This window comes from Streptomyces sp. NPDC101234 (assembly GCF_044767525.1).
Taxonomy (GTDB): Bacteria; Actinomycetota; Actinomycetes; order Streptomycetales; family Streptomycetaceae; genus Streptomyces; species Streptomyces sasae.
Window position 1 is genome coordinate 61835 of the sequence record NZ_JBIWOA010000035.1, and the last position, 26091, is coordinate 87925.

The 26091-nt window shown below is 70.1% G+C and carries 26 protein-coding genes and 3 pseudogenes; 17 read left to right on the forward strand and 12 right to left on the reverse strand.

Annotation, left to right across the window (positions count from 1 at the left end):
* Nucleotides 1-73: 73 nt before the first annotated feature.
* Complete coding sequence (locus ACIRR9_RS43370; RefSeq protein WP_403764227.1) at nucleotides 74-1096, reverse strand: NADP-dependent oxidoreductase; 1023 nt, start codon at nucleotides 1094-1096, stop codon at nucleotides 74-76.
* A gap of 100 nt (nucleotides 1097-1196) precedes the next feature.
* Between ACIRR9_RS43370 and ACIRR9_RS43375 the strand changes: the two genes are divergently transcribed.
* Entirely contained in the window at nucleotides 1197-2099 is a 903-nt protein-coding gene (locus ACIRR9_RS43375) for a LysR family transcriptional regulator (RefSeq protein WP_403764229.1), read from the forward strand.
* A gap of 149 nt (nucleotides 2100-2248) precedes the next feature.
* Nucleotides 2249-2944, forward strand: coding sequence for a type 1 glutamine amidotransferase domain-containing protein (locus ACIRR9_RS43380; RefSeq protein WP_403764319.1), 696 nt, complete (start codon nucleotides 2249-2251; stop codon nucleotides 2942-2944).
* Between the two features lie 24 nt (nucleotides 2945-2968).
* Here ACIRR9_RS43380 and ACIRR9_RS43385 read toward each other — a convergent pair whose 3' ends face one another.
* The 3 genes from ACIRR9_RS43385 to ACIRR9_RS43395 form a co-directional block, all read right to left on the reverse strand.
* The gene (locus ACIRR9_RS43385; protein ID WP_403764231.1) at nucleotides 2969-3943 is read right to left on the reverse strand and encodes an aldo/keto reductase; all 975 of its coding nucleotides are present in this window, start codon (nucleotides 3941-3943) and stop codon (nucleotides 2969-2971) included.
* A 342-nt stretch (nucleotides 3944-4285) separates the two neighbouring features.
* Complete coding sequence (locus ACIRR9_RS43390; RefSeq protein ID WP_403764233.1) at nucleotides 4286-4639, reverse strand: hypothetical protein; 354 nt, start codon at nucleotides 4637-4639, stop codon at nucleotides 4286-4288.
* Between the two features lie 248 nt (nucleotides 4640-4887).
* Nucleotides 4888-5499, reverse strand: a complete 612-nt coding sequence (locus ACIRR9_RS43395; protein ID WP_403764234.1) for a TetR/AcrR family transcriptional regulator — start codon at nucleotides 5497-5499, stop codon at nucleotides 4888-4890.
* A gap of 158 nt (nucleotides 5500-5657) precedes the next feature.
* On the opposite strand from ACIRR9_RS43395, the gene ACIRR9_RS43400 reads away from it, so the two are divergent.
* From ACIRR9_RS43400 to ACIRR9_RS43410, 3 genes are all read left to right on the forward strand, one after another.
* The gene (locus ACIRR9_RS43400; RefSeq protein WP_403764236.1) at nucleotides 5658-6230 is read left to right on the forward strand and encodes an ester cyclase; all 573 of its coding nucleotides are present in this window, start codon (nucleotides 5658-5660) and stop codon (nucleotides 6228-6230) included.
* A 472-nt stretch (nucleotides 6231-6702) separates the two neighbouring features.
* Nucleotides 6703-7302, forward strand: a complete 600-nt coding sequence (locus ACIRR9_RS43405) for a muconolactone Delta-isomerase family protein (protein ID WP_403764237.1) — start codon at nucleotides 6703-6705, stop codon at nucleotides 7300-7302.
* Between the two features lie 161 nt (nucleotides 7303-7463).
* A complete protein-coding gene (locus tag ACIRR9_RS43410; RefSeq protein ID WP_403764239.1) occupies nucleotides 7464-8081 on the forward strand; it encodes a TetR/AcrR family transcriptional regulator in 618 nt (205 codons plus the stop codon).
* Nucleotides 8082-8202: 121 nt separating this feature from the next.
* Here the strand turns inward: ACIRR9_RS43410 and ACIRR9_RS43415 are convergent, their stop codons facing one another.
* Both ACIRR9_RS43415 and ACIRR9_RS43420 read right to left on the reverse strand, forming a co-directional pair.
* Nucleotides 8203-9381, reverse strand: a complete 1179-nt coding sequence (locus ACIRR9_RS43415; protein ID WP_403764241.1) for a YbfB/YjiJ family MFS transporter — start codon at nucleotides 9379-9381, stop codon at nucleotides 8203-8205.
* The gene (locus ACIRR9_RS43420) at nucleotides 9378-9680 is read right to left on the reverse strand and encodes a muconolactone Delta-isomerase family protein (RefSeq protein WP_403764243.1); all 303 of its coding nucleotides are present in this window, start codon (nucleotides 9678-9680) and stop codon (nucleotides 9378-9380) included. The genes ACIRR9_RS43415 and ACIRR9_RS43420 overlap by 4 nt, the downstream gene beginning before the upstream one ends.
* Before the next feature lie 108 nt (nucleotides 9681-9788).
* Between ACIRR9_RS43420 and ACIRR9_RS43425 the strand changes: the two genes are divergently transcribed.
* From ACIRR9_RS43425 to ACIRR9_RS43435, 3 genes are all read left to right on the forward strand, one after another.
* The gene (locus tag ACIRR9_RS43425) at nucleotides 9789-10727 is read left to right on the forward strand and encodes a LysR family transcriptional regulator (RefSeq protein ID WP_403764245.1); all 939 of its coding nucleotides are present in this window, start codon (nucleotides 9789-9791) and stop codon (nucleotides 10725-10727) included.
* A gap of 130 nt (nucleotides 10728-10857) precedes the next feature.
* Entirely contained in the window at nucleotides 10858-11571 is a 714-nt protein-coding gene (locus ACIRR9_RS43430) for an SDR family NAD(P)-dependent oxidoreductase (protein WP_403764247.1), read from the forward strand.
* Nucleotides 11572-11603: 32 nt separating this feature from the next.
* Nucleotides 11604-11978: an SgcJ/EcaC family oxidoreductase gene (locus ACIRR9_RS43435; protein WP_403764250.1), complete on the forward strand. Its 375-nt coding sequence runs from the start codon at nucleotides 11604-11606 to the stop codon at nucleotides 11976-11978.
* Between the two features lie 247 nt (nucleotides 11979-12225).
* On the opposite strand, the gene ACIRR9_RS43440 is transcribed toward ACIRR9_RS43435, so the two are convergent.
* Nucleotides 12226-14397: a TerD family protein gene (locus tag ACIRR9_RS43440; protein ID WP_403764251.1), complete on the reverse strand. Its 2172-nt coding sequence runs from the start codon at nucleotides 14395-14397 to the stop codon at nucleotides 12226-12228.
* A 482-nt stretch (nucleotides 14398-14879) separates the two neighbouring features.
* The gene (locus ACIRR9_RS43445; RefSeq protein ID WP_403764253.1) at nucleotides 14880-15749 is read right to left on the reverse strand and encodes a hypothetical protein; all 870 of its coding nucleotides are present in this window, start codon (nucleotides 15747-15749) and stop codon (nucleotides 14880-14882) included.
* Between the two features lie 483 nt (nucleotides 15750-16232).
* On the opposite strand from ACIRR9_RS43445, the gene ACIRR9_RS43450 reads away from it, so the two are divergent.
* The 3 genes and pseudogenes from ACIRR9_RS43450 to ACIRR9_RS43460 all read left to right on the forward strand — a co-directional run.
* On the forward strand, nucleotides 16233-17198 hold the full coding sequence (locus ACIRR9_RS43450) for a DUF1152 domain-containing protein (RefSeq protein WP_403764255.1): 966 nt from the start codon (nucleotides 16233-16235) through the stop codon (nucleotides 17196-17198).
* 71 nt (nucleotides 17199-17269) lie between these two features.
* A pseudogene (locus ACIRR9_RS43455) lies at nucleotides 17270-17458 on the forward strand (BTAD domain-containing putative transcriptional regulator); the annotation flags it as partial.
* A gap of 58 nt (nucleotides 17459-17516) precedes the next feature.
* A pseudogene (locus ACIRR9_RS43460) lies at nucleotides 17517-17648 on the forward strand (ATP phosphoribosyltransferase); the annotation flags it as partial.
* A gap of 157 nt (nucleotides 17649-17805) precedes the next feature.
* Here ACIRR9_RS43460 and ACIRR9_RS43465 read toward each other — a convergent pair.
* Complete coding sequence (locus tag ACIRR9_RS43465; RefSeq protein ID WP_403764257.1) at nucleotides 17806-18222, reverse strand: ester cyclase; 417 nt, start codon at nucleotides 18220-18222, stop codon at nucleotides 17806-17808.
* A 230-nt stretch (nucleotides 18223-18452) separates the two neighbouring features.
* The gene (locus ACIRR9_RS43470) at nucleotides 18453-18806 is read right to left on the reverse strand and encodes an antibiotic biosynthesis monooxygenase family protein (RefSeq protein WP_403764259.1); all 354 of its coding nucleotides are present in this window, start codon (nucleotides 18804-18806) and stop codon (nucleotides 18453-18455) included.
* A 403-nt stretch (nucleotides 18807-19209) separates the two neighbouring features.
* On the opposite strand from ACIRR9_RS43470, the gene ACIRR9_RS43475 reads away from it, so the two are divergent.
* Both ACIRR9_RS43475 and ACIRR9_RS43480 read left to right on the forward strand, forming a co-directional pair.
* Nucleotides 19210-19416, forward strand: coding sequence for a hypothetical protein (locus ACIRR9_RS43475; protein WP_403764261.1), 207 nt, complete (start codon nucleotides 19210-19212; stop codon nucleotides 19414-19416).
* A 243-nt stretch (nucleotides 19417-19659) separates the two neighbouring features.
* Entirely contained in the window at nucleotides 19660-20163 is a 504-nt protein-coding gene (locus tag ACIRR9_RS43480) for a DUF1203 domain-containing protein (protein ID WP_403764263.1), read from the forward strand.
* Between the two features lie 99 nt (nucleotides 20164-20262).
* Here ACIRR9_RS43480 and ACIRR9_RS43485 read toward each other — a convergent pair whose 3' ends face one another.
* Both ACIRR9_RS43485 and ACIRR9_RS43490 read right to left on the reverse strand, forming a co-directional pair.
* A complete protein-coding gene (locus ACIRR9_RS43485; RefSeq protein WP_403764265.1) occupies nucleotides 20263-21240 on the reverse strand; it encodes a hypothetical protein in 978 nt (325 codons plus the stop codon).
* Between the two features lie 11 nt (nucleotides 21241-21251).
* Entirely contained in the window at nucleotides 21252-21503 is a 252-nt protein-coding gene (locus tag ACIRR9_RS43490; protein WP_403764267.1) for a hypothetical protein, read from the reverse strand.
* 133 nt (nucleotides 21504-21636) lie between these two features.
* Here ACIRR9_RS43490 and ACIRR9_RS43495 point away from each other — a divergent pair, with 133 nt between their 5' ends.
* From ACIRR9_RS43495 to ACIRR9_RS43510, 4 genes and pseudogenes are all read left to right on the forward strand, one after another.
* Entirely contained in the window at nucleotides 21637-22416 is a 780-nt protein-coding gene (locus ACIRR9_RS43495) for a methylenetetrahydrofolate reductase (protein WP_403764269.1), read from the forward strand.
* 168 nt (nucleotides 22417-22584) lie between these two features.
* Nucleotides 22585-22800, forward strand: a pseudogene (locus ACIRR9_RS43500) (hypothetical protein); the annotation flags it as partial.
* 613 nt (nucleotides 22801-23413) lie between these two features.
* Entirely contained in the window at nucleotides 23414-24397 is a 984-nt protein-coding gene (locus ACIRR9_RS43505) for a GlxA family transcriptional regulator (protein WP_403764271.1), read from the forward strand.
* Between the two features lie 217 nt (nucleotides 24398-24614).
* Entirely contained in the window at nucleotides 24615-25901 is a 1287-nt protein-coding gene (locus tag ACIRR9_RS43510) for an MFS transporter (RefSeq protein ID WP_403764273.1), read from the forward strand.
* Nucleotides 25902-26091: the final 190 nt, after the last annotated feature.

The following is a 26091-nucleotide window of genomic DNA, read 5'->3' on the forward strand; positions in this document are numbered from 1 at the left end:
GAAGGAGCGGACGGATCCCGCGACGGTGGCACCGTCGCGGGACGCCGGCACGGTGCCGGGCAGCGTGCGACCGTCAGGCCACGCCCTGGGCCTGTGTGCGGTCCCGCACAATGATCTTTCCGGTGTTCCGGCCGCGCAGCATGCCGAGGAACGCGTCCACGATGTGCTCGAACCCGTCCACCACCGTCTCGTCCAGAGCGAGTCGGCCGCTCTGCAGATGCGGTACGGCGAACGCGTACAACTCCTCCTGCAGATCACGGTAGTTGCTGACGAGGAAGCCCTCCATGCGCAGACTCTTCTCCACGATGTCCGCGTAGTCGAAGCGCGGCGGCGGCGCGTCGCGGGAGTTGTACTGGCTGATCGTGCCGACGCGGACGATACGCCCGAACTCGCGCAGCGCGCCCACCGCCGCGGCCAGTTGCTCGCCGCCGACGTTGTCGACGAACATGTCGATGCCGTCCGGTGCGACCTTGCCGAGCAGGTCGGCGGCGGGCCCGTCGTGATAGTCGAAGACGGCGTCATAGCCGACCTCTCGCGTCAGATGGCCGGCCTTCGCCGCCGAGCCCGCGCTGCCCACGAGCCGTCGGGCGCCGAGCAGCCGGGCGAACCGCCCGGTCGCCGTGCCGACCCCGCCCGCCGCGGCCGACACGAACAGGTCCTCGCCCTCCCGGAGCCGGGCGATCCGGGTGAGGCCTACATAGGCGGTCAGGCCGGTGCCACCGAGAACGCTCAAGTACGCGGTCAGGGGCACGCCGTCGAAGCGGGGCAGCCGCCGGATCTCCTCGGGCGTGACCACCGCGTGGCTGCGCCAGCCCTGGCGGTGGAAGACGATCTCGCCCTCGGCCAGCCCGGGCGCGCGCGAGGCGATCACGCGCCCGATGGCCCGGCCCTCGAGCGGCGCGTCGAGGGCGAAACCGCCGGGAACGGCGTCCATCATCTCGCGGTGATAGGGGTCGACGGACCAGTAGAGGTTCTCCACCAGTGCGCTGCCGACGGCGGGTTCGGGAAGCGGGGACTCCACGAAGGCGAAGTGCCCGGCGGTGGGAAAGCCGTGGGGGCGGGCGGTCTGGTGCACGGTGAGCGCGGTCTTCTTCATGCCCGGACCGTAGGGAGGGAATGCGCCTGCCGGGCAGCGGGTTGGGCTCATGCGACATCCGGTTCCATGAGCAGTACTCATAGGCTGAGGTGAGCGCCCTGTGGCCCGCACGACCGACTCCGATCTCGCCCCGCACGAACTGCGCGTCCTGGTGTCGGTCACGGACACGGGCGGCTTCTCGGCCGCTGCCGAGATCCTCGGTGTGAGCCAGTCCGCGGTCTCGCACTCGGTCCGCGGCAGCGAGCGCAAGATCGGTGCCGTCCTCTTCGAACGCGGCCGTGCCGGTGCCCGCCCCACCCCCGCCGGAGAGAAGGCCGTGGCACACGCCCGGCGCATCCTGCGCCTGCTGGACGTACTGGCCGCCGAGGCACGCGATGCGGCCCGGTCCGGCCCTGCGGACGGTCCGCTGCGTATCGCGGCCTTTCGCAGCGCGGCTCTCCACCTGCTGCCGCGCGTCCTGCAGGCGCTACGCGCCCGGCATCCGGGGATCGAGCCACGCGTGCGGATCGTGCGAGAGACGGGGCGCGGCACCGCGGGCGAAGTGGCCGACGGGAAAGCCGACATCGCCATCGCCACGCTGGGCGGCACCGTATCCCTGCCGCGGGGGCTGGTGGCGAGCGTCCTCTTCGAGGAGCCCTACGCCGTGGTGCACGCGGCAGGGCACGCGGCTCCGAGCACGCTGCCGTTGGTCGACTGGGCCGAGAACTGTGGCTCCTACACCCGCGCATGGTGGGCCGCGCAGGACTGGATTCCGGAGGCGTCCGTCGAAGCCGAGGATGACGGAGCGGTGCTCTCCTTGGTGAGCGGAGGCCACGGAATGGCGATCATGCCCGCGCTCTCCCTGGGCGGAGCGCCTGACTCGGTCCGGATCACCGATCTCGGACCCGAGCGCCCGACTCGTCAGGTCGGCTACGTCACCACCCCCGAACTGGCCGGATCCGTCGCCGTACGCGCGTTCGTGAGGGAGCTGCGGGCCGCGGCCCCAAGGTGGGCTCATTCTTGAAGGAGCACGAGTTTGATGCTTCTTGGATTCGCCATCGCACCTGACGGCCGGGGAAATCCTCCTCATATGCGTCACGTCATGTGTGTGCCTAGGCTTGGGAGCAGTCGAATTCCTCAACGAGTCGGGCGTGAGTGAGGAGGCCGAGTGCTATGGCGAAAGTGCTCTTCATAGTGAGTGGGGCGACGTATTGGGTACTCAAGGACGGCACCAGGTACGCGACCGGCTACTGGGCCGAAGAATTCGCCATGCCGTACCAGAAGATCACGGAAGCCGGCCATGAGGTCGTGGTGGGGACACCGGGCGGTGTGACCCCGAACGTCGACATGATGAGCCTGCGCCCGTCGATGGCGGGCGGTGAGGAGGGTGCCCTCGAACTGGAGGCGATCATCCGGTCCGCGGAGGTGATGCGGCGGCCCCTCAAGCTGTCGGACGTCCGCCTCGAGGATTACGACGCGGTCTACCTGCCCGGCGGCCACGGTCCGATGGCGGACCTGGCGTTCGACGCGGACGTCGGCCGATTGCTCACGGCGCAGCTCGCCTCGGGCAGGCCGCTTGCGATCGTCTGCCACGCCCCCGCCGCAATGCTGGCCACCAGGATTCACGGCGAGTCGCCGTTCAAGGGATACCGGGTCACGTGTTTCACCGATGAGGAGGAGGAAGCCGTCGGGCTGGCCCCCAGAGCGCCTTGGCTGCTGGAGACCGAGCTCAAGGAAAAGGTGGGAGTCGACTTCAGCCGCGGCCCGATATGGGAGCCGTACATGGTCGAGGACCGCAACCTCATCACCGGTCAGAACCCGCACTCGGCCGCGATTCTGGCAGATCGGCTGCTCGAGATCCTCAAGTGAGCACCCTGTCCCAGCATGCGACGGTCAGTAACGGGCGCCGGCGGGGGCCGGGATGGCGTCGAGGTCGGCGAGGTCGGCCGGGGAGAGCCGGAGGTCCGCACCGCCCGCGTTGTCGACGAGGTACTTGGGGGTCTTCGTACCGGGGATGGGCACGACGTGCTCGCCCTGGGCGGCGAGCCAGGCCAGGGCTACCTGCGCGGGGCTGGCGCCGGTCCGGTCGGCGACGTCGCGGACCTTGGCCACGATGTCGAGGTTGGCCCGGAGGTTGTCCTGCTGGAAGCGCGGCAGCCGGCGCCGCTGGTCGTTCTGCGGCAGCTCGTCGAAGGAGCTGAAGCGGCCGAGGAGGAAGCCGCGGCCCAGCGGCGAGTACGGCAGCAGGCCGATGCCGTGCTCCCTGCAGTAGGGCAGGACCTCCGCCTGGACGTCGCGGGTCCACAGGGAGAACTCGGACTGCACGGTGGTGACCGGGTGGATGGCCTGGGCGCGCCGGATCTGCTCGACGCCGACCTCGGACAGGCCCACGTAACGCGCCTTGCCGGCGGTGACGGCCTCGGCCAGGGCGCCCCAGGTGTCCTCCAGCGGGACCTCGGGGTCGATGCGATGGAGCTGATAGAGGTCGACATGGTCGGTGCCCAGGCGACGCAGGCCGGCGTCGATGGCGGCCCGGACGTGTTCGGGTCGGCCGTTGGGCCTGACCAGGGGGGCGCCGCCCGGGCCGCCGGTGGGGTCGATGCACTCCAGGCCGACCTTGGTGGCGAGCACCGCGCGGTCGCGTCGGCCGGCCAGGGCCCGGCCGACGAGTTCCTCGTTGGTGTAGGGGCCGTAGACGTCCGCGGTGTCGATCAACGTCATGCCCAGATCGAGGGCCTGGTGGATGACGGATACCGAGGTGGCTTCGTCGCGTGGGCTGGCCATGTCGTAGGCGAAGCTCATCCCCATGGCGCCCAGGCCGATGACACCGACTTCCGGTCCATGGGTGCCCAGGGTGGTGTTGCGCATGCTGTGTTCCGCCTTCATATCGGATAGGAGATCTGACGACCGGCCCGAGAACTAGCCGACCGGTCACCTATCTGGACGGTAGGCGGCCGGGCAGGGGGCGTCAAAGCCCAACAGCGCCTGGGGCGGAACCTGTTTCCTCGCACGTGACAGGTGTGAACTCCCAGCGCCGGTCGGAGCGGTTGAGGCGCCCCGCTCCGTCCACCGGCGCGCCGACCGCTCTGCGCCGCCGGAGCGTCAGGGCCGACGTCACGCCCATGCCGACGCAGGCTGGGGCATCATCACCGGCCCGGCAGGCGTTCGGTGATTTCCTGCAGCGTCCAGCCGGGCCACAGTGATCGACGGTCAGAAGGGCAGGTCGATCCACGACCCGTTCTCGGCCTCGCGCAGGCACCCGGCCAGTCCCGCGTCCTCGAACGCGGTCACGATATCGGCGCGTTCCTCGCTGAAGTGCGCCCAGCCGTCGCAGTGGGCGGGAACCACGATCGGCACGCCCAGCACGGACGCCCCGGCGCTCGCCCGCTGCGCTGACAGCGTCAGCGGGCGCCCGCGCATCTTGCCCGGCACACGGGCCGCCCCCATGAAAAGCACCGCGACATGGATCCGCGGCATGCGCCGGGCGATCTCGGCGACGACACCGCACCTCGTCGATGAGTGCTCCGCCGCCACGGCCCGTGCCCGGCCCGGAAACCAGGACATGGAGGCTCCTGCGTCGGTTCGGCCGCCGACGGTCAACCCCAGACTCTCGGACCGCCCGGGAGCGGGCACGACGAACGACCGTCCAACTGCTCGTCCAAGGCGTGGGTGTGCCGCCTTGGACGGGTGCCGCCCGACGGGCCTTTCGCGGACATGTCGGCCGGCGCGTGGCCGAGCCAGGGGAGACGGTGTCGCCCTGATGACGGGCTGCGCACTCTGCCCGTCACCTCGCCACTGCCCCACGAGCGGCGTCAGCGCAGTGCGGCGAGTGCCGTGCGGTACAGGACTTCCTCGGCGCGGTCCCAGGACCAGCCGCTCTCGATCACCAGCGTGCGCCAGCCGGCGGGGCCGAACCACTGCCAGAGCAGGTCGGCCGTCTCCTTCACCGGATAGGACGGCGGCGGCACCAGGGTGTGCAGGTGGCGGGCGGTCGTGTGCAGCGCGTCGCGGTAGTCCGCGGTGGCGCGCTCCCACAGCGCCTCGCCGTCCTCGTGGACCGGCAGGGCCTTACGGATCGCCTCGTGCACGCGGAACTGCCCCTCGTTGCCGATCCGCGTGCCGTGTGCCAACGCCCGCAGCACCGCCTCCGGCGTCCGTTCTTCGAGCAGAGCCCGGATGGCGTGCTCGTATCCGGAGGCGCTCACGCCCTGGTCGACGATCCGGTTCAGGATGTCGCTCTTGCTGCCGACGCTCGCGAAGACGGTCTTCGGGGCCACCCCCGCCGCCGCGGCGATGTCGGCGACGGTCACCCGCCCATAGCCGCGTTCGGCGAACAGCTCCGTGGCCTGACGCACGATCAGTTCGCGTGTCCGTGCGGCCGCCTGCTCCCGGAGCGGGGAGACGTAGGAGCGCTTCGCCTGCATGATCGTATTCTATCGCGATGAATTCATTAGGCGTGCTATAACCTCAATCTCGGACCGGCCGGATCCGGACCGGATGCGCGACTGCGCCGCCGGTCCCACGGCCGGCCCGCGTCACCGTCGCGACCGCACAGCCCACGAGAGGCAGCCGCACCATGGGAATGGACCCCACAGAACTGGCCCACGGACTCTTCCGGGTCCTCGAGACAGGTGATCCGGCACTGGCCACCGAGGTGGTGCACGAGGACTTCCGCAACCGCGAGGCCGCCGTGGCGCCCCCGGCCTGTGCCCTGCCCGGCCCGGCCGGGGTTCTGGCCTCGGCGGCGTGGATGCGCTCCGCCTTCGCCGACCTGCGCTTCCCCGTCGTCGGCATAGCGCGCAACGACGACCAGGTCTGGGTGCGGCTGCGCATGCGGGGCCGCCACACGGGGCCCTTCGTCCGCTACCGCGACGGCGCACTCGACCAGGCCGTTCCTCCCACCGGGCGGGACATCGATTTCGAGCAGATCCATGTGCTCGGCCTCCGCGACGGCAAGGTGGTGAGCCACGAAGCGGTACGCGACGACATCACCATGCTCGGCCAGCTCGGCGTCTTCCCGCCGGCCCCGCCCACGGCACTTCGCATGATCGCCTGGCGCCTGACGGGACGAGCAGCCCGTGCCGCCGCCCGGGTGGCCACAGAGGCTGCCGGGGCGGCCGCGCTGCTCCACGTCCAACCCGCAGAAGGCCGCTGAGCCGACCGCACGGGTCGACGGACGGGCCCTTGCGGTCCGGTGCTTGCCCCGAGGCCGTGACCGGGACCGCCAACGGATGCGACCGACCTCGGCATACGAGAACGTGGATCCGGATGGTGGTTCCCGGCGCTGAACCGCGCCGACGCGCCCAGGCCGTCGAGAGGAGGGCGACAGTGGGCACGAGTCGAGAAAAGCCGAGACCGTAGTGCTTGTGTGTTCGCGCACGTCGACCGGGACGAGTGCCCCTCCCTGTCGAAGAGGCGGCCGCGCATGTCGGGTCGTCCGAGGTGCGAAGCGATCCGGCAAGGCGGGAAGATCCGGTGGGACGGGAACACGGAGGTCCCGTCACGGTCCGGCAGCGCGCGCATCCTTGTGCAGCCACGGCTCGATCGCGGCCTTCGCACCAACCGTCCGCTCCCGTCCCACCTTCGCCCGGCGCTCGCTCCTGCGCCGGGCCTGAGGATGATCGTCCATGGAATACCTCGTCACCATGACCACCCATGTTCCGGAGGGAACCTCCCCGGAGGCAGTCGACGAGATCCGCGCCCGCGAGGCCGCCAACTCCCTCAGGCTCGCCGAGGCGCGCCAACTGCTCAGGCTCTGGCGGCCACCGCTGCAGCCCGGCGAGTGGCGCACCCTCGGGCTGTTCGCCGCGCCGGACGCGGTACGCCTGGAGGAGATCCTCTCCGCCATGCCGCTGCGCGTCTGGCGAAGTGACGTGGTCGTGCGCCTGACGCCACACCCGAACGACCCGGGTCCGGCCGTCCCGCGAGCGGCGGGTGCCACAAAGGAGTTCCTGGTCACCTTCGCCCCCAAGGGCGCCCCGACCCAGGCGCTGAAGGACGCGGCTGTGGCCGAGGCGGCCCGCGCGCGGGAACTGGCCGGAGCGGGGCATCTGGTGCGGCTGTGGCAGATCCCCGACGACCGGGCGCTCGGCCTGTGGCGGGCCCGGGACTCCGCCGAGATGCAGAGCATCCTCGACTCGCTGCCTCAGGCACCGTGGCTCTCCATCGAGACGACGCCACTGAGTGAGCATCCGAACGACCCGGGGCTCGTACCGGCCCAGGACTGATCGGCGTCGCACCCGGGCGAACCGCGGCGAGAAGGGGTGTCCCCGTGTCGTGTCCCTTGCCGCGCGGAACGAACACGGTGGTGTCCGCATGCCCGCCACGAGTCCGACCAGAACGACCGAGAGACTAGCCGACCGGTCGGTTATTTCCGTACACTGATGGCATGGGACGTACCAGTGATGCCAGGCGGAAGATCCTCGACGCCGCCCGCTCGCTGATCGAGGCACGCGGGTACTCGGCGCTCGGCGTGGCCGAGATCTGCAAGGCGGCCGGGGTGCCGAAGGGGAGTTTCTACTACTTCTTCGAGTCCAAGGAGGCCCTCGCGCTGGCGGTCGTCGACGAGCACTGGGCGGCCCAGAAGCACGACTGGACACGTGCCCTGACCGACGACGCGGAGCCGTTGCAGCGGCTGCGGAGGCTTTTCGAGGAGACAGAGGCCGGCCAGCGCGCCGTGCAGCAGGGCTGCGGCACCGTGGCGGGCTGTCTGTTCGGGAACCTCACCCTGGAGCTGAGCAACCAGACCGAGACGGTCCGTGGACGGCTGCAGGAGATCTTCGACGCACAGGTCGACATGGTGGAGTCCGTCGTCGCCGAGGCCCGCGAGCGCGGTGAGGTGAGCGTGACCGACACCCGGGAGGCGGCGCGGGCGGTGGTGGCCCAGCTGGAGGGCCAGGTGATGCTCGCCAAGCTGTACAACACCACCGAGCGGCTGAGCCCCCTGTGGGAGAACTGCCGGGCCCTGCTGGGTGCCACGGGAACCGGGGACCGTACGGCTGTGTGAGCGCACGGCAGCGAAGAACGGCGACACCGTGCGGGGCGGGGGAATGCGGCCCGCGCCGGGCGGGGGAGTGCGGCGCCACCGCGTCGGCGCAGACCGTGGCGGGCCCGTCGTCCTCGACGGATCACCGCTGTCGTACGGGTACCGCGGCGCGCTCCGCCGCCACGACGTGGTGCGGGAAACCGATGCGCAGTACGGCGGCAGCCGCGGCCGCTGCCAGGACCACCAAGGCGGCCAGGAACAGCGCCTGGTGGTAGCCATGGCGTAGCAGCGGAGCGACGGCCAGCGGGCCGATGATCTGGCCGACGGAGTATCCGGCTGTCAGCAGGGCCACGGAACGCGGGAACCTCAGATGCGCCCCCGTGGCCAGGGCGAGCGTGCTGACGCCGAGGAACGTGGCGCCGAACAGCACCGCCGAGCCGAGGGCCGCCGCCGTGCCCCCGGTCAGCGCCGGCAGAGCGATACCGACCGCCTGGACCGTCAGCGCGGTGAACAGCAGACCGGGACGCGACCACCGGCGCCCGAGCCGGGCCCAGAGCGCCGAAGAAGGCACGGCGGCCAGGCCCACCAGCACCCACGCGCCGCTGCCGAGCAGGCCGGGGGAGCCCTGGCCGATCGCCGCGACCAGGAACGTACCGGCGACGATGTAGCCGACGCCCTCCAGGGTGTAGCTGACGAACAGCGCGCCGAACCAGCGGTAGGTGCGGGCCGTGGACTCGGCCTTCGTCGCCTGGACGGTGGGCGCTTCCTCGGGCAGCAGATTCCACGAGCCCACGGTCAGCACTCCGGCCAGTGCGGCGGCCGCCCACCAGGCGGCCCGCCAGTCGGCGGTGGACCGCAGGGTCAGCACCAGCAGGCCGGACAGCGCGATGCCGGCGCCCACACCGCCGAAGGCCCACCCGGACAGGTGCGGCGGATGGCCCCGCAGATGGTGCAGGAGGGAGGCGGCGGCGACGACGAAGACCAGGGCGCTCGCCGTTCCGGCCAGCAGCCGCAGCACGCCCCACACCGCGGCGCTGTGGGTGAAGGGCATCGCGGCGAGCGTTGCGGTGAGCAGCAGCAGGGAGCCGCGCAGGACGGCGCTGGAGCGGACCAGCGCCGGGGTCAGGGCACCCGCGAGCGCGCCGATCAGGTAGCCGGCGTAGTTGGCGGTGGCCAGGTTCGCTCCGGCCGCGGCGGACAGGCTGGCCTGGGCGTGCATGAGGGGCAGGATCGGGGTGTAGACGAAGCGGCCCACACCCATGCCCGCGGCCAGTGCGGCGGCGGCCCTGGCGACATGCGCCCGGGGAGCGGAAGCGGTCATCGGGCGCCGTCGACCCGGCCCGGATCGTTGGGGTGGGACTCCAGCGGGGTGACGGTGAGTCTCATCCACGGGCGCAGCGGCAGGGTGCCGAGTACCTTCTCGTGGAGTTCCTCCTCGTCGGCGGCCCGCCACACGCCGATACTGCGCAACTCGCCCACGGGGCGCCAGAGCCGGGCGAGTTGGCCGGTAGCGGCCAGCTCCCTCGCGCGCACCGCCTCGGCGGTCCGTCGCCGGTCGACCTCGTCCTGGGCGGTGCCCTCGGGGACGGTGGTGGTGATCTCGACCAGGAACTCTCGCACGATGTACTCCATCCGTCGTCGGGTGACTCATCGTGCGCCCCTCACCAGCACCGATGCCACGACCGGCTCTCTCGCTGCTGATAGGCGCAGCCTCCCAGCGCGCGTAACATGGCACGCGTGGAACTGCGCCAGCTGCGGTACTTCGTTGCCGTCGCCGAGGAACTGAACTTCGGGCGGGCCGCCGAGCGGCTGCTCATCGCGGGCCCCTCGCTCTCGCAGCAGATCAAGGCGCTCGAACGGGACCTGGGCGTCCGGCTGTTCGACCGGGACCGTCGCTCTGTCGCCCTGACACAGGCCGGCGCCGCTCTGCTGCCGCACACCCGTGAACTGCTGGAGCGGGCCGACGACCTCCAGCGCCAGGCCGGCCGTCTGTCGGGCTCGCAGCCGGTACGGCTCGGATACGTCAACTGGCTGCCGCCGGAGCTGAGTTCGCGGACGGCCGCGGTCGCCCGGGTGCATGTGGACGCCTGGGTCGCCCCTTCGCACACCCAGGCCGCACGGGTCGCAGGCGGCAGTCTGGACCTCGCTGTCTGCTGGGTGCGCACCGAGGATCTCGAGCGGCTCGGACTGCGGTCCCGGCTGCTCGGCGCCGACCGGCTGTACGCCGTCGCGAAGGGCGGCGGCAGCAACGACACCCCGGATGTGGCGGCCCGGGACACCGACGTCCTGATCGACGACGACATCACCTCCTGGGCCTCCTGGAACGAGTACGCCGAGCAACTGACGCACGCCGTCGGGGCCCGCGCGGTACGCGTCTCCGACGGTGCGATCACCGGTCCCGCCTATTTCGATCACGTCCGTCGCTGCACCCGCCCCGTCCTCAACTCGCCCAAGGGGCAGACCGCTCCACTCCCGCCCGACCTGGTCCGCCGGGAGATCGTCGCGCCGAAGGTGTACTGGACCTGGTCCCTGGTCTGGCGCGAGAACGAGGACCGCACCGCAGTCCTGGCCGTGGTCGACGCGCTGTGCGACGGCGTCGGCGATCTGGGAATCCATGCCCCGGATGCCTGGCTGCCCGCCGGCGATCCGTACGCGCACCAGGGCTGACGTGCGCTGGGAGGCTGATCCTCCCAGGCGCTAGGAAGGAGGTCCTTCCGTCTCAGGGCGGCCCGACCTACGGTCTAAATAGTCGACCGGTCGGCTAGTAACCGGTCCAGCCACTACGGAGAAGGCCAGCATGAGCACGCAGCACAAGAAGACAGCGATCATCACCGGCGCCTCGCAGGGCATCGGCGCCGCCCTCGTCGAGGCCTACCGCAAGCTCGGCCACGCCGTCGTCGCCACCTCGCGCACCATCGCCCCCGCCGATGACGCGGACATCCTCACCGTCCAGGGCGACATCGCCGACCCGGCGACCGCCGAGCGCGTCGTCGCCGCCGCCCTCGAGCGGTTCGGCCGTATCGACACTGTGGTCAACAACGCGGGCATCTTCGTCGCGAAGCCCTTCACCGACTACACGGCCGAGGACTACGCCGCCGTGACCGGCATCAACCTCGACGGCTTCTTCCACCTCACCCAGCAGGCCCTGCCGCACCTGCTCGCCCAGGGCGGCGGCCACATCGTCAGTATCACCACCAGCCTGGTCGACAGCCCGGACTCCCGAGTCCCCTCCGTCCTCGCCTCGCTGACCAAGGGCGGCCTGCAGGCCGCGACCAAGTCCCTCGCGATCGAGTACGCCACCCGCGGCATCCGCGTCAACGCCGTCTCGCCCGGCACCATCAAGACCCCCATGCACCCGGACGAGACCCACGAGTTCCTCGCCGCCCTGCACCCGGTCGGCCGGATGGGTGAAGTCGCCGACATCGTCGACGCGGTGCTCTTCCTGGAGACGGCACCGTTCGTCACGGGCGAGATCCTGCATGTCGACGGGGGTATGAGCGCCGGACACTGACAGCACGCCAAATTCCGGAGCGAGGAGCGGACATGGGCACCAAGCCCGACGACACAGCAATCCTGACCCGAGTGCTCGACCAGTGGAAAGCCGCGGTCGACGCACACCGACCCGAGCGTGTCGCCGCGCTCTTCACCGAGGACGCTGTCTTCCAGGGGCTGCACCCCTACGGCGTCGGACGCCAGGCCGTAGCCGACTACTACGACTCGCAGCCCCTCGGCATGAAGGCGGAATACCGGGTCCTCGAGACCCGGCGGCTCGCCGACGACCTCGTCCTCGGCTACCTCGCCGTCGAGTTCTCGTTCACGGACCGGCCTTTGGTGGACGTGAAACTCTCCGTCCTGGTCTCCTGCACCGGGGGCGACTGGTCCATCGCGCACTACCAGGTCTCCCGCCTGGACCGGTGAGGCCGGACCGGTGGTGTCGTAGAGCGGGCCGAGACCGGCACTTCGGCTGGTGAGCGGGTCGGCCGACCCGGTGCCCGGTCATCCAGGTCTTCCCGGGTGTCGGGCTACCGGCGCACACAAAAACCGGGAGGCGCCCAGCGGGCACCTCCCGGTCGAGGTCAACGGCGAGGAAAGCGAAAGGACTCGTTTCAGGAAAGGAGTTGAGAAGGAAGCCCCTTCATGGCCTCGCCGCAGGCAACGCTAGCACTCAGCCCGGGATCAAGTCGCGCAGATTTTCAGGGGTGATGATCCGTGAGTCCGGGTGCAGTCCCTCGGGCCGTTCGAGGCCGATGTACGTCACGGGTTCGTCCGGGACCTGCTTGCCGTCCCACAGGTCCGCGGTCGTGGTGTCGGCGGACATCAGGTCGATCAGGTATCTCACCGTCAACTGCTCGCGTTCCACGATGGCGCGGACCACCTTCGACACGGATACCTGGTTCTCCTCGACCCGGTTGGCCGCCGAGATGCCCCTCAGATACAGGTGCAGCCACTTTGCGCGCCACCGGCCGTCATCTCCGCGCCGGAACACCAGCGGCAGCGCCACCCGGCCCACACCACGCAGCTCCGACTTCATCCGGACTGTGCGCGGCTCGAACGGCCGGCCCTTCTGTTCACCGTCGCGCAGCATGAAGCCGAAGAACGACTCCGCGACGTCCTCGAAGCTTTCGCCTGTGTAGATGTTGACCTGTGGAACGATGAATGTGCTGCGTACTCGGTCCAGGGACAGGTTGATGAATTCCGAGGCCCCGTCAGGGGCCTCGGTGATGTCGCCCGAATTCTCGCCCCCGACGGCTTTGAGGGACGTGTAGGAGAGCCAGGAATCGGTGCTGTAGTCGGCGTCGAGAAGCAGCGCCGACAGGTCGTAGTCCGTCCGGTCCTTGGTCTCTTTCCAGTACACGAAGAAGCGCAGCTGCTCGCCGTCGACCGGGGAGACCGACCCTCGGGGCAGTACGCCGAGCCCGGCCGTGGTCGCCCGGCCGCTCAGCGGTAGCGCGACGTCGAGGACATCGGGGTCGAGCAGCAGGCGGCCCGGCGCCGGGAGCCGACGACGCACCTCGGCGTCGAGGGCGGCGATCAGACGCTCGCGGTCGGCGGCCGGTAGGGGCGGCCGGAAGTCGGGGGTCACCCAGGCGCGGCCCCGGCGGTTGACGAAGATCCGGGGTTCGTCGCTCTCACGTGCCCGATTGCGGAGATGCTCGCGCACCGAGAGCACGACCCGGCCGGAGACGTCGGGAGCGACCTGCACCGCGGCGGCCACCACCGCGTCCCGTTCCTCCTGGTCGGCGGCGACGCGCAGCAGGAGATCCAGGGCGCGGAACAGCTTGCCGGGAGCGGATTTCAGCAGTTTCACCGCACCGAGGACGTCATAGGCGTCGAGCAGTTGCTCGATCCGGCTGTCGAAGGACCGTGCCTCCTTCTCGCCCCGCGCGACCGCGAACACATCGGCTGCGTGCGGCCAGCGCGGGTACTCGTGCGGGTGGAGGCGTTCACCGAGCCGCTTGAAGGGCTCCCGGTGCGCGTGCACATCGGCGAGCTTCGCGGGGTTCGCCGCGACCACGGCGTCGAGACCCGCGAGCAGTCCCCGGCGCAGCGGCCGCGACAGCGCCCGGAACCGGGTCGGCTCCCGCAGCGTCACGTCGCCGCCCGACAGCGCGCAGGCCAGCCGCAGCACATCGGTGACGGTGTCGAGGAGGAGGTCCGCCCCGACGCCGAGCCGGGCCTCGTTGACGACCGCCCGGTTCTCCCGGACCGGGATCGCCTCCGGTTGGGGGCCGAGCGCGCACCGCTCGGCGAGGGCCTTGAGGTCGCGCAGGTCGTCCTCGCCCAGCGGGGTCGTGCTGCCTGCCAGGGCCAGGTACAGGTCGGTGAGTTCGTCGTCCAGGTCCCGGCCGAGATGCAGAACGGTGACCCGGTCACCCGCCGAGGCGATCAGTTCGTCCTGGGCAGCGAGCATGTCCTCGTAGGTGTGCTGGTACCGGCCGTACGCGGGGAGGCTGAGCAGGTCCAGCACCCCGCGCCCCAGCTGCGTCAGCACGTTCTCGCGCGACTTCTCCTCGCTGAGCGCTTTCGCCACGCACCGCATCCAGAACTCTTCGGTGTCCGGCACGTTCGCCGGGAAGTCGATGAAGTACGAGTTGTGCCGGACGTGGTCGCCCACCATCTCGCTCACGGTACGCAGCGTTCGCCTGGCGGTGTGCACGACCGCGGTCTCGGACAGCTCCGACAGCCGCTCCAGGAGCTCCGCCGAGAGCTTGAAGCCCACAGATGCCAGCGCCGCGTCGAACTGTCGTGCGGCGACGGCTCCTTCACCGGCGGAGCCCTTGGGGGCCGAAAGGCGGTGGGTGTGCCGGATGACCAGCGATTCGAGACTCTGTGCCATTCGGGGATGATCGCAGAGGTGCGCGAGCCGAGGCACAGGATTTTTGGACTCTCTCCCGGATCCATCCTGACAGAAGGTCGCATATCTTCCCGATGGATCGATCGATGGGTCATCGGGCGAGCAATGGTCAAAGGCTGTGGATCAGCAGCTGTTCATGCGGTCTCGTGGTTCAGGTGGATGAGCCCTTCGACGAAGCCCAGGCGGGCTTGTAGGGCCGAGTCCGGGGTCGGGGTGGTGGTGAGCAACAGCACCTGGGCCCCAGGGTGTTCGCTGTGGCGCTAGGTGAAGACCAGCCCGAGTCGGGCACTGAGGAGCCGGACCAGCTCGTCGGCGGTGTGGGTGCTGGTGCCGTAGGTGTGGGGGTCGGTCATGGCGCATCAGAGCCTATGCTGCGACAGGGCAGCGCGCTGGGCGAGACATCACATCCCTGGCCCGAACCAGCCATCCTCGCCAAGCCGTTGGACGTGACGAGAGAGCGCCGGTCAGGACGAGGCCCCGGACCTTGCGGCGGTGCCCCGGCGGCCGAGCTTCCGTAGGACCTCGGTGATGGTGGTCCGGTAGGTCCGGAGCGCCTGCAGCCCGGCGGCGTAGCGGTCGCGGTGTCGTGCGATGTCCACGGCCTGCTGCTGCGAACGTGCAGCGTGCCAGAGCTCGGCCGTACGGTGGCGGCGTTTGCAGGTGACGTCCGCGACGGCGGTGGCCCGCTCCCGCTGCGTATGCCGGGTGTTGCCGTCGCTGCCCCGCTGCCAGGCAGGGTCCGTGTACGCCGCGACGGGGTCGGGATAACGTGTGAAACCTTGGTCTGCCACACAGCGGGACCACACCTGCCAAGCCGCGCGCAGGCGCGGGTCGCGCCTGACCGCCTTGTCGACCTCGACCGCCCGTGTACTCGCGTACAGCCAGTCCCGCTTGACGTCGATGCCGCGCAGCAGCCGCCGGCTCGCCTCAGCGGTGCAGGCCGGGAAGTCCGCATACTCGGCGTCGGTCATCCGGCGGCCCTTCGGCCGCGGAGTCAGGGACTTTGCCGGGTCCCAGCCGTAGCCCCAGCGATGGGCGGCGGCGAGATCCAGGGCGCCGTAGTCGGTGCCGACCGCGGTGGCGACGATGGGATCGCTGGGGTAGCGGGGGTCGAGCGGGAAGTCCGGGTGGCCGTGCTCCGCCATGCACTGCCGGACCAGCAACGCCGATGCCCGCTGCGATCGCTGGTAGTCCTGGGGCGTGTAGTCGTAGCGGTCGGCCGGCAGGGGGCCGAGGTCGGACGCTGTGCGGATGACGTCCGGACGCTCGGGACCGGAGACGCAGAGCGCCGCCAGCACCGCCACGACACCCAGTCGCCACCCCCGCCTGGTCATACGAGGAATGCTAGCGGGCGGCGTGCCGCGGCCGGCCGCGGCCTCCCGTACTCATCCACGCACGCCAGGACCGCACGTGACAGAGAGCCCGATGAGGCGACACTCGCCGAGCAACTCCCCAGACGGACGCACCGCGATCCTGGGGGAAACCCCACGCTCCTTCGCGAGACTCACACTCTGACCGATCTCACTGAAGTCTGATCGGCCTGCCGCCGGTCAGCGCTCCGTTGCCCCCTCGGGCGGTCGAAGCTCGTCGAGACACCCGGCGAGACGGAACATCCCCTCGGGCCACCGAGCCTGTGCCCGCAGCCGAACCCGTCGGAACGCCGAACCCGTCGGAACGCCGAACGCGTTGGACGTCCTGGCGTGAGCCGCCGCGGCCCGGCAACACGGTCTGCTGCTCACCGAGCACCAGTCGGTACGCGGGGCTCCGCACCGACGATATCGGCCAGGGCCGGCTCGCCCTCCTGCTAGCGTCCTGCGGTGATCTCTCTGGGGGAACCTGCCTTCTTCACCCGCCTGCGCGACGCGCGACGGGTGCTCATCGCCGGTGCGGGCGGCGGCTTCGACGTGTACGCCGGGCTGCCGCTCGCACTCGCGTTGCGGTCGGCGGGCAAGGAGGTGCACCTCGCCAACCTGTCCTTCGCTGACCTGTACGGCCTGGACCTCGATGTGTGGGTGGACCAGGACGTCGCGGCCGTCGGGCCCGACACCCCTCTGCGCGGCGACTACTTCCCCGAACGGACGCTCGCTCAGTGGCTCGCGACGCAGGAACTGCCGTCGACCGTGTACGCATTCCCGAGCATCGGGGTCGGTCCGCTACGGGCGGCCTACCGGACGCTCATCACGCATCTCGGCGGTGTCGATGCGGTCGTGCTGGTGGACGGCGGGACCGACATCCTGATGCGCGGCGACGAACACGGTCTCGGCACCCCGGAGGAGGACATGGCGAGCCTGGCCGCCGTGAGCAGGCTCGACGAGGTCCCGCACCGGCTGGTGGCCTGCCTCGGCTTCGGGGTGGACGCGTATCACGGCGTGAACCACTCACTCGTACTGGAGAACCTGGCCGCCCTTGAGCGCGACGGCGCCTATCTCGGGGCGTTCTCGCTGCTCGGGGCGGCACGGGAGGGCGCGCTCTATCTCGATGCGGTGGCGCACGCCCAGCGCCACACCGCGAGCCACCCGAGCATCGTGAACGGATCCGTCGCCGCCGCGGTGCGCGGTGACTTCGGCGACGTCCGGTTCACGGAAAGGACCAAGGACGGGGAGTTGTTCGTCAACCCGCTGATGGCGCTGTACTTCTGTGTGGACCTGCCCGGACTGGCCCGCCGCAATCTCTACCTCGGTCTGCTCGAACGGACTTCGCTGATGCGGCAGGTGAGTTCCGTGATCGAGGAGTTCCGCACCACGCTGCCCCGTCAGCGTCCGCCGCGGGCATTCCCGCACTGAGCTCTCCTCGCCCAGCGCGAGTGCCGGCGGCTCGATTGTGCGCCGCACTCGTGTTGTGATGCGGCCCCGTGATGCCGGGAGGCTGCGGGTCGGTGATCGCCGCGGCCTCCGTCGTGCTGGAGGAGCGTCGGCCGGATGCCGTGGAGCAGCTGATGGAGCTGCGGCTGACGTTGGGCGAGAGCCGGGAACTCATCGGCGATCTGTGTGAACTCGTCGCCGACCATCCGTTGGGAGAATCGTTTCGCGGGCAGTTGATGCTCGCGCTGTACCGCTCGGGGCGGCAGGCCGAGGCACTGGCCGAGTACGCCAAGGCTCGATCTGCACACGGAGGGCTGGGCGGCCGTCCGCGCGATGGTCCCGGGGAAGGAGGCACAGCGGATCATGGACGGCCCGTACGAGCTGGGGGCGTGGGCGATCCTGACCACCGCCATGCACGCCTGCCGGCTGTGATGCGCGAAGCCCGTTTCGGCATCGACCTCGCCACCCCCTCCGAGGCCCATCGGGCGGAGCTGGTGGCGAGCCATGAGGCTGCCGGGGCGACGACCGCCGACGTGGGCCGCATACGCATGCGCCGTGCCCCAGACGGAAGAGCGGCGGACAGGTCAGGTCATGCCTCGGCCAGGCCGAGCTGACGCAGCATGCCGAGTTCGTCGCTGCTGCCCCAGCGCTCGACGAGTTTGCCGTCGCTGTCGAAGCGGCTGATCTGCATGCCCCGGTAGCTGACCCGCCTGCCGGTCGCCGGCCGCCCCATCAGCGATCCCGGATGCGTGCCGCTGATCTTGTAGGCGAAGGCCAACTCGTCGTCGGTGGCCATCAGATGCTCCACCTCGACGTGCAAGTCGGGGAAAGCCGCATGCAGCTCGCCGAACATGGCCTTGTACCCTTCGGGCCCCTGGGCCTGTCCCGGTGCCGGGTCATGATCGACGGAATCAGGTGCGACGACGGCGTCGAGGGCGTCGAGATCGCCAGTGACGACGGCCTCTCCGAAAGCGGTCTGTGCGGCGATGTTCGCTCGCTGCGCCATGGGAACTCCCGAGCGGGTACGGGCACCGGCCGGTCCGTCGGCTGAGAGGTGCGGACCTACGCCGTACACCGACCGTACATCGGCCGCTCGCCCCTGGCATGGCCGGAGCCGGAGCACGGCGGTGCCGTAGAGCCGCCGAACCCTCGCTCCCCGGTGCGACCGCGGGGTGGCCGTGGGCGTCGGAGAGGAACACCCCGCGGGTGGCAGCCGGCTGTCGGGCGTTGCGGGACCTACGGCTTTATGAACCCGTGGCTCCGCTCCACTTTCGCCACATGCAGTGTGTAGCTCTGGTACCACTCGGCTTGCCCGCGCTTCTGTGCCGCGCGGTGCTCGGCGTTGGTCCGCCACTCCGTGAGGGCGTCGGCGTCACGGAAGTACCCGACGGTGATGGACAGCCCGCCAGGGGTCTGCGCGTGGTCCATCCCCAGGTACCCGGGGACGTCCTTCACCAGGTCCTCCATGCGTGCGTTGGTCTCGCTGTATCCGCTCTGGTCCTGGGTCCGCACCGAGCTGAAGACAGCCACGTAGTACGGGGGTTCATAGGCCTCGACGGGCGCGACAGGTGCTTCGGGGTGATCACTCATGGCGTCACCGTAAGGCGGCGCGCGTCCGGTGATCCAGTGTCTTTCCTGAACGGGATACACAAGGGATCCGGTTCTTGACCAAAGCGGATGCCAGGGGCAGGCGGCAGGGGGCGGGGCAGGGCGGTGGGAAGGCCCATGGCACCTCACGTTCGGCGAACAACTGCCTTTCCCTGCACGAGACATGGGCGACGACATGCGGGCACACGTCGCCTCCGGCCCGTCCTGGCTCACCGTCGTCGCCCGTGGCAGCCCGAGAGCACTCCGACACGCCGAAGCCAGTGGGTATCGTCGGGGAGCCGAGGGCCTCCGGTCGGAGTACCCGTCGTCCGGCTCATTGGGGCCGCGTTCGGAGGCGACCTGCTACCGGGCGTGTCCCAGGCCGAGTACGGTCGTTCCTCAGGGCATGAAGAGGATCATCACTGTCGCCGCGCTCGCTCTGACCGGTGTGGCTCTCGCCGCCCCTGCCCACGCGGACGGATCTGCCCCCGGCCACTCCCGTGACCTCGCCACGAAGGTCGCGGGGGCGTTGCCCAAGGCCGCGGTGGCGGGTCTCAACGCGGCTGCCACGTCCATGGCCGGCGGCCTGCAGGACGCGCCCCCGGCCAAGTAGGTCCGGCCGCCCGCTCCGCCCCGGGGCATGGCCCTCCTCGGTCCCCCCCGGGGCGGGGGCGACACCTCACACACAGACCCCGCCGATCAGGCCGGCTCGGACAGCTCGCAAGGCACCGCGGAACCCGGGCCTCGGAGACTCCGGCACTCTGGTCCTGCCCACGGAGACGGACGGTTCGAGGTCCGGAAGACTGCGTCCGGTTCCCGCCAGCGTCCCGGACCGTCTCGCGCCACGCTGAACGGCATGAACGTTGCCTTCCAACCCGTCCCCGTCCCCTACGCGGCACTCGAAGAACTCCGTGTCCGTGACGACGCCGGCAAGCCGCCACGCCCCCACAAGGATGACGAAGGCGGCGCACCACTGCGTTGCTGTCTCCGGTCCAGTACCGAAGGAGAGCGGATCGCCCTGGTCTCCTATGCCCCGCTGCGCCGTTGGGCCGCGCAGACGGACGCCGACCCCGGGGCCTACGACGAACAGGGGCCGGTCTTCATCCACGCCGAGGACTGCGGCGGCCCGTCCGGCGAGAGCCCCGGTTATCCATGGGCCCGGCCCGGCGCCCTGCGCGTCCTGCGCCGCTACGACCACAGCGGCCAGATCACAGGCGGCCGCATGCTGCAGCTTCCCGACGACGCCCACGCCGCTTTCGAACACGCACTGACCGAGGCGTTCGCCGACCCCAGGACCGTCCAGGTACACGTGCGCGCCGTCGAATACGGCTGCTACCACTTCCGCGTGGACCGCCCCTGACAGGAAAGCAGAGTCCATTGCCGGTAGGCGGTGGCGAGTAATGCCCACTACCGGTGGATCACTCCTGATCCGGGTCACAGGGAGCCCATGAGGTGGTGGTCAGTCGACCTCCGCCCCTGCGACCAGCGCATCGAGCTCCGTGCGGAGCGCGGCCAGTTCGGCCGGGGTGGGATCGGCCGGCTGGTGCGGCACCAGCGCAGCGGGGGCCACCGCGGGGACGGTGCGCTCCGGACCGGACACAGCCGTGGCGCGGGCAAGGAGCGCGCCGTTGTCGGGTGGCGGGGTGCCGAGTCCGTCGCCGAGCCTCCGCAGTGCGGCCGCGAGCGGGGGCTGGGGGAAGGGGAAGTCCGCGGGCAGCAGCCCGCCTTGCCGGGTGTGGCCGTCGCCGCGGAAGTCCAGGACCCAGTCCTCCCAGCCCGGCAACGGCCAGTCGTGAACCCCGGCCACGGTCTGCACCGCCCAGAGCGAGATCGTGCGGGTCTGCGGGTCGAAATGGACGCCGCCATGTGGCATGTCGGTGAGCGCAGGGGTGGCCGGCGACGCGGCGATCAGGTCGATCAGGCCGGGGCCGGCGGCGAGGTGCTCGATGAGCTCCCAGTCGCTGCCCCATGCGTGAACGCTTCCGTCGGGCAGGCGCAGGGAGACGACGGAGCAGGGCTCGGTGTACTCGGTGGCCGCGAACCCGGAAGGCTCGAAGGTCTCGAACCAGCCCGGCGCACGGGTCAGATCTCTGCCGAGGCCCAGGTGGTGGGTCAGATCACCCATGCCGTCGTGCGCGAAGCGAACGTCCCAGCCGGGCCATGTCCGGGCCAGTACGGCGCGGGCGGCGACGTGGTCGGCCCAGCTGCCCTCGGAGGCGAACCAGAGCAGGAGCCGGCGGTCGTGGTCGACGAGTGCGGCGCCCTCGCACCACACGTCGTCGAGCCACTCGTCGATCTCCCGGTTGGCGCGGAAGCAGCGTGTCGCCGCGGCCGGACCGGGCAGCAGATCGTCGACCACCCGGTCGGCGGCCCAGTGCGAGTAGTACCTCTGCCAGGCGCCGTTCTCGACCACCACGTACTGCGCTCGTGCTCCCATGATCGGCGAGGCTAGCGCCGCCGGGCGCCGGGCGACGAGCGCTTTTCAGGCGACCGACGCGGGCTGCTCGCCGACGACATGAGCCACCGGACGAGACAGGTGCGGAACTTGGTTCCGGCCGTCCGCCCAGCCCTGCCCCGCTCCAGGGCCCACTGGTTCTGCAGGGGCCGCAGCATGGCCGGGTCGTGCCGGTAGCGGTCGAGGCTGCGGACGAGATCTTCGCTGCCCTGCACGGTGCCGCGGAACGCAGTTGCGGTCGTCACCGAGCGGCGGGCCGGGACACGCGTCGGTGGTGGAGTGGGGGACCGGGTGGCAGTCGTGTCCTGTTTCGCGGTTGCCGCCGCACGGATCGAGCCGTCGCCGGTGTCTCGCTCAAGGCACCGACAGGATCCCGGCATGGCTGATCGTCGTTTCGAGCTGATCTGTGAGATCGAGCCGCCGACTCGTCCCGACCTGACCCGAGTGCGCCACCAGATCGGCGTGTTGAGTTCGGTGGCCGACTCGTTCCTGATCCCCGACAACCACATCGGCCGGGCGACGGTTTCGAGCGTCGCGGTCGCTCATGAGGTGCAGGCCATGGGAGCGCGTTCCATCGCCTGCCTGAACTCGCGGGACCGTAACTTGCTGGGCTTTCAGCGGGACTTGCTAACGGCTGCCGCTTATGGCGTGGACCGGTTCCTGTTCGTCCACGGTGACAAGCCCGCGGCGGGAGGCCGGACCAGCGAACTGACCGTCCGTGCCATGATCGAGCAGGCGAAGGCGGCGGATGAGGACCCGGCGTTCGACGGCTGCGGCCCTTTCGAGACCGGTGTGACCTCCGGGCTGCGCCCGTTCCCGCAGTGGAAGAACGCTGCCGACTTCGTGTTCGTCCAGGTCAGCTACTCGTTGGACAGTTTGCTGCGCTGGCGTGACAGTGTGTCGCTGAGCGTGCCGGTCTACGCGGGAGTGATGGTGGTGGCCAGCGCGGGCATGGCCCGCGATCTTGCAGCCAAGATCCCCGACATCGACATCCCCGAGCAGCTGGTCGCCGACGTCGAACGCGATCGCGACGCAGGTGTCGCCGCGGCGTGTGAACAGACCCTGGCCATCCGCGACAGTGGTGCGTTCGACGGCGTCCACCTGGTGCCCGTCAGTCGCTATCGGCAGGTCGCCGCGCTGCTGGAACGTGAACTGTGAATGCAGACCGTGCGCCAGGACGAAGACCACCACCGGGACCCGGGCACGCCGGAGCAACTGGCCGGTCCTGGCCCGGTGGTGTCGTACGCCGCTACGAGCCGGGGCCCTATGCCTTTGACCAAGGCAAACAGGGGTGCGTCGAGTCCGGGTGCCGGGCAGCATGGCGGTGTGGCTGATCTGCTGTGGGACGACGTGAGGTGTTTCTTCGACCCGGACCTGATGGGGCCGCTGCCGGATATACGTGTCCCCGATGCGTCGGCGCAGGACTGGCAGGAGGTCCTCGATCTTGTCGCCGAGAGGGACTGGCAGCGCCAGTACTGCGAAGACGAGAGGCCACTTCCGGTGCCTCGGGCGGAGGCCGCGCTGTCCCGTGCGGCGTATGCCGGGTCGCTCACCGCAGCATTTCGCCGGGGCCTTCGGCCACGACGAGAAGACCGCGATGCGCAATGTGAAGGCCGTGACCGTTACGCGGACTTCGCACGAACGCTCTTGGAACAGGCCGCTGAACAAATCCCGTGCGAGACGGCGGTGACCCTCTGCGATTCTCCCTGCGATGTCCGCACGAGATCGAAGACTGCCCCGGCGCCGTGCCTGGCCCCTGACCACCACCGACATCAACGAGTGTCTCGGCCCTTCCATGAGCCATGTCGAGGAGCTGCGATTCCTCACCGGGCATGACAGCGGCACCCCATCGTTCCGGGAGCAGCGTGGATCGCTCCGATCTCCCGTGATCAACACTACTGGCGGCTCACCGACGGCCACCTCACGCACCACGACGCAGCGTGACCCGAGTCCGGCTCCCACGGAACCAGACGACGTGGCCGGGACAGTCCCCGAGGCCGGGACAGTCCCCGGGGCCGGGACAGTCCCCGACGCCGGAACCGTGCCCGACTCCCGTACGGGCCATCGGCACCTGCGCTTATGCCGGACTGCCATGTCCGGATCTGACAGCAGACCGTCATTGCCGCCACAGAGTCACCCGGGCCAGGATGGACCCATGTCCAGCACCCGCCGCGTCGTCATCGCGGTCTTCCCCGACGTCGACCTCCTCGATGTCACCGGCCCGGCCGAGGTCTTCGCCCTGGCCAACCGGGAGACCGCGGGCGCCGCAGGCTACCGGGTCGAGCTCGCGGGGCGGGCCCGCGGCGAAGTGGTCACGTCGGCGGGGCTGCGGTTGGTAGCGGACCTTTCCTTCGACGAGGTGGACGGCGTGTTCGACACGCTGCTCGTCCCCGGGGCGGTTGTTGCGGGCCTCGGCGGCCAGACCGCCCGCGTGGACAGTGACGTGGTGGCATGGGTCGCCCGGGTCACACCACTGGCCCGGCGGGTCGTGTCGGTGTGCATGGGCGCGCACCTGCTGGCCGCCACCGGGCTGCTCGACGGCAAGACGGCGACGACGCACTGGTCGACCGCGGCGCAGTTGGCGGCCGAGCATCCCGAGGTCACCGTCGATCCCGACCCGATCTTCGTGCGCTGCGGCAGCGTGTGGACCGGCGCAGGGATCAGCTCCTGCATGGACCTGGCCTTGGCCCTGGTCGCCGAGGACCTGGGGGAGGAGGTCGCCCTGACGGTGGCCCGGCAGCTGGTCATGTACCTCAAACGCCAGGGCGGCCAGAGCCAGTTGTCGATCCCGCTGAGCCGGCCGCCCGCGATCCGCCGTGACATCGACGACCTGCGGATGTTCATCGTCGACCACTTGGACGGCGACCTGTCCGCCGCCGCCCTCGCGGCACGGATGTGTCTGAGCGAGCGTCACTTCGCCCGGGTCTTCCGCCAGGAGACCGGGACCACTCCGGGCGCCTACATAGAGGCCGCACGAGTGGAAGCGGCCCGCCGCCTTCTGGAGAGCACCGACCAGTCCTTGGACCAGGTCGCCGCCGCGTGTGGATTCGGCTCGGTGGAGACGCTCCACCGTGCGCTGCGCAAGCAGATCGGCACGACACCAGCGGCCTACCGGCGGCGGTTCCGCATGACCGCCTGAGGCTTTTCCTCGCGATTTCTTTCTCACTCTCATTTCTCCCTGATTCCCGAGCGACACACGCGGGACGGCGATACCCCCTGCCCGGAAACGACGCACGAAGCAGAGATGGGCCACCAGAACCCCACCGGCCGGTGGCGGTCGACTGCATCGGCGTGTTGCTTCTCCGCGAGCTCTCGGCAGTTCCGTGACACCCCATCACCTGGAAAGGAGGGGCCCCATGCCCTTGCCGAAATCGTTGAGCACACTGCGGGAGCGCCCCTACCGGCTCCTGTGGACCGCGCGCAGTATCTCCGCCATGGGCAACGCCCTGATACCGGTGACAGTGGTCTTCGCTATTTTGCGCTCAGGCGGCAGAGCCCTGGATGTCGGCACGATGCTGACCTGTCATGCGGTCGGCCAGGTGGTGATGCTGCCGGTGGGCGGGGTCTGGGCGGACCGGCTGTCCCGCAAGCTGGTGCTGATGGCGACCGACGCCATCCAGGCGGTCTGCTACGGCCTGCTCGCCGTGATGACATTCCTGCACCAGGCGGCGGTTTGGCAGTTCGCCGTCACCTACACGATCGCCGGCATGGCCATGGCCTTCTTCACCCCGGCATCCAGGGCCGTCCTGCCCGAACTCGTCGGCCCTGAGCAGCTGCAACCGGCGAACGCCCTGCTCGGTCTGACCGACAGCACCACCAAAGTGCTCGGCCCGGCCCTCGCCGCGCTGCTGCTGGCGGTCTCCAGCCCGGGCACCGCGATCCTCGTCAATGCCATCAGCTTCCTGCTGAGCTTTGTACTGGTCTCTCGGCTGTACCTGCACAGGCAGGTACGGCGGTCCGAGAAACAGCACTTCTTCGCAGACCTGCGCGATGGCTGGCAGGCCGTGGCCCAGCGCCGCTGGTATCTGGCCAACCTGCTCTGCTGGGGCGTGTGGAACTTCGCGATAGCGTTCTTCTTCGTCCTGGGCCCAGTCGTGATGGAGGACGGCCACGGCGGAGCCACCGCCTGGAGCGTCATCATGATCACCGGTTCGGTGGGCTCCATCGTCGGCGGGCTGGCCGCGCTGCACTACCGGCCGCGCCGCCCGTTGGTCACCACGAACGCGGCCGCGGTGCTCGGCATCCTCCCGCCGGCACTGCTCGCTCCCCCCGCCCCGCTCTTCGTCATCGCCCTGGGCGTGGCTGTGGCCTTCATCATGACCTCGCTCGTCGGCGAGGTGCTGGCGACCACGCAACAGCAGCTCTTCCCCGAGGAGATACTGGCCCGCGTCAGCTCGCTGGACTGGATGATCTCGTTGATCGCCATGCCCGCCGGCTACGCCGCCGCCGCTCCGGTCGCCCAGTTCCTCGGGATGCGCACGACCCTGCTGGTCGCCGCGGCAGTCATCGCCACCCCTTGCCTGCTGCTGAACCTGCTGCCCGGCGTGCGCTCGGTCCAGCGCTTCCCCGACGGCACCATCGGTATCGCCGGCGAGCGACGAACCGCTACGGCCCTCCCCGAAGCCACATGGATCCCCCTCTGACACTCTCGACCGAGACACCCAGGTCATCGGGTCGGTGAACCGCCCCGTTGCCGTACCGCCCTTGACTTCGAAACGGCTGCTGAGCAGGTCGATGAACGCACTTCGCCGATCACGCGACAGCTGAGTCACCAGACGGGCGACACCTGACACGACCTTGGCCGCATCACCTGGCTCCGACTGCCGGTCCTCA

Bases quoted from the DNA above. Each gene is read 5' to 3' on its own strand.
- ACIRR9_RS43370 (WP_403764227.1), bottom strand. From the start codon at position 1,096: ATGAAGAAGACCGCGCTCACCGTGCACCAGACCGCCCGCCCCCACGGC.
- ACIRR9_RS43380 (WP_403764319.1), top strand. From the start codon at position 2,249: ATGGCGAAAGTGCTCTTCATAGTGAGTGGGGCGACGTATTGGGTACTC.
- ACIRR9_RS43385 (WP_403764231.1), bottom strand. From the start codon at position 3,943: ATGCGCAACACCACCCTGGGCACCCATGGACCGGAAGTCGGTGTCATC.
- ACIRR9_RS43390 (WP_403764233.1), bottom strand. From the start codon at position 4,639: ATGTCCTGGTTTCCGGGCCGGGCACGGGCCGTGGCGGCGGAGCACTCA.
- ACIRR9_RS43395 (WP_403764234.1), bottom strand. From the start codon at position 5,499: ATGCAGGCGAAGCGCTCCTACGTCTCCCCGCTCCGGGAGCAGGCGGCC.
- ACIRR9_RS43400 (WP_403764236.1), top strand. From the start codon at position 5,658: ATGGACCCCACAGAACTGGCCCACGGACTCTTCCGGGTCCTCGAGACA.
- ACIRR9_RS43405 (WP_403764237.1), top strand. From the start codon at position 6,703: ATGGAATACCTCGTCACCATGACCACCCATGTTCCGGAGGGAACCTCC.
- ACIRR9_RS43410 (WP_403764239.1), top strand. From the start codon at position 7,464: ATGGGACGTACCAGTGATGCCAGGCGGAAGATCCTCGACGCCGCCCGC.
- ACIRR9_RS43415 (WP_403764241.1), bottom strand. From the start codon at position 9,381: ATGACCGCTTCCGCTCCCCGGGCGCATGTCGCCAGGGCCGCCGCCGCA.
- ACIRR9_RS43425 (WP_403764245.1), top strand. From the start codon at position 9,789: ATGGCACGCGTGGAACTGCGCCAGCTGCGGTACTTCGTTGCCGTCGCC.
- ACIRR9_RS43430 (WP_403764247.1), top strand. From the start codon at position 10,858: ATGAGCACGCAGCACAAGAAGACAGCGATCATCACCGGCGCCTCGCAG.
- ACIRR9_RS43435 (WP_403764250.1), top strand. From the start codon at position 11,604: ATGGGCACCAAGCCCGACGACACAGCAATCCTGACCCGAGTGCTCGAC.
- ACIRR9_RS43440 (WP_403764251.1), bottom strand. From the start codon at position 14,397: ATGGCACAGAGTCTCGAATCGCTGGTCATCCGGCACACCCACCGCCTT.
- ACIRR9_RS43445 (WP_403764253.1), bottom strand. From the start codon at position 15,749: ATGACCAGGCGGGGGTGGCGACTGGGTGTCGTGGCGGTGCTGGCGGCG.
- ACIRR9_RS43465 (WP_403764257.1), bottom strand. From the start codon at position 18,222: ATGGCGCAGCGAGCGAACATCGCCGCACAGACCGCTTTCGGAGAGGCC.
- ACIRR9_RS43470 (WP_403764259.1), bottom strand. From the start codon at position 18,806: ATGAGTGATCACCCCGAAGCACCTGTCGCGCCCGTCGAGGCCTATGAA.
- ACIRR9_RS43475 (WP_403764261.1), top strand. From the start codon at position 19,210: ATGAAGAGGATCATCACTGTCGCCGCGCTCGCTCTGACCGGTGTGGCT.
- ACIRR9_RS43480 (WP_403764263.1), top strand. From the start codon at position 19,660: ATGAACGTTGCCTTCCAACCCGTCCCCGTCCCCTACGCGGCACTCGAA.
- ACIRR9_RS43485 (WP_403764265.1), bottom strand. From the start codon at position 21,240: ATGGGAGCACGAGCGCAGTACGTGGTGGTCGAGAACGGCGCCTGGCAG.
- ACIRR9_RS43495 (WP_403764269.1), top strand. From the start codon at position 21,637: ATGGCTGATCGTCGTTTCGAGCTGATCTGTGAGATCGAGCCGCCGACT.
- ACIRR9_RS43505 (WP_403764271.1), top strand. From the start codon at position 23,414: ATGTCCAGCACCCGCCGCGTCGTCATCGCGGTCTTCCCCGACGTCGAC.
- ACIRR9_RS43510 (WP_403764273.1), top strand. From the start codon at position 24,615: ATGCCCTTGCCGAAATCGTTGAGCACACTGCGGGAGCGCCCCTACCGG.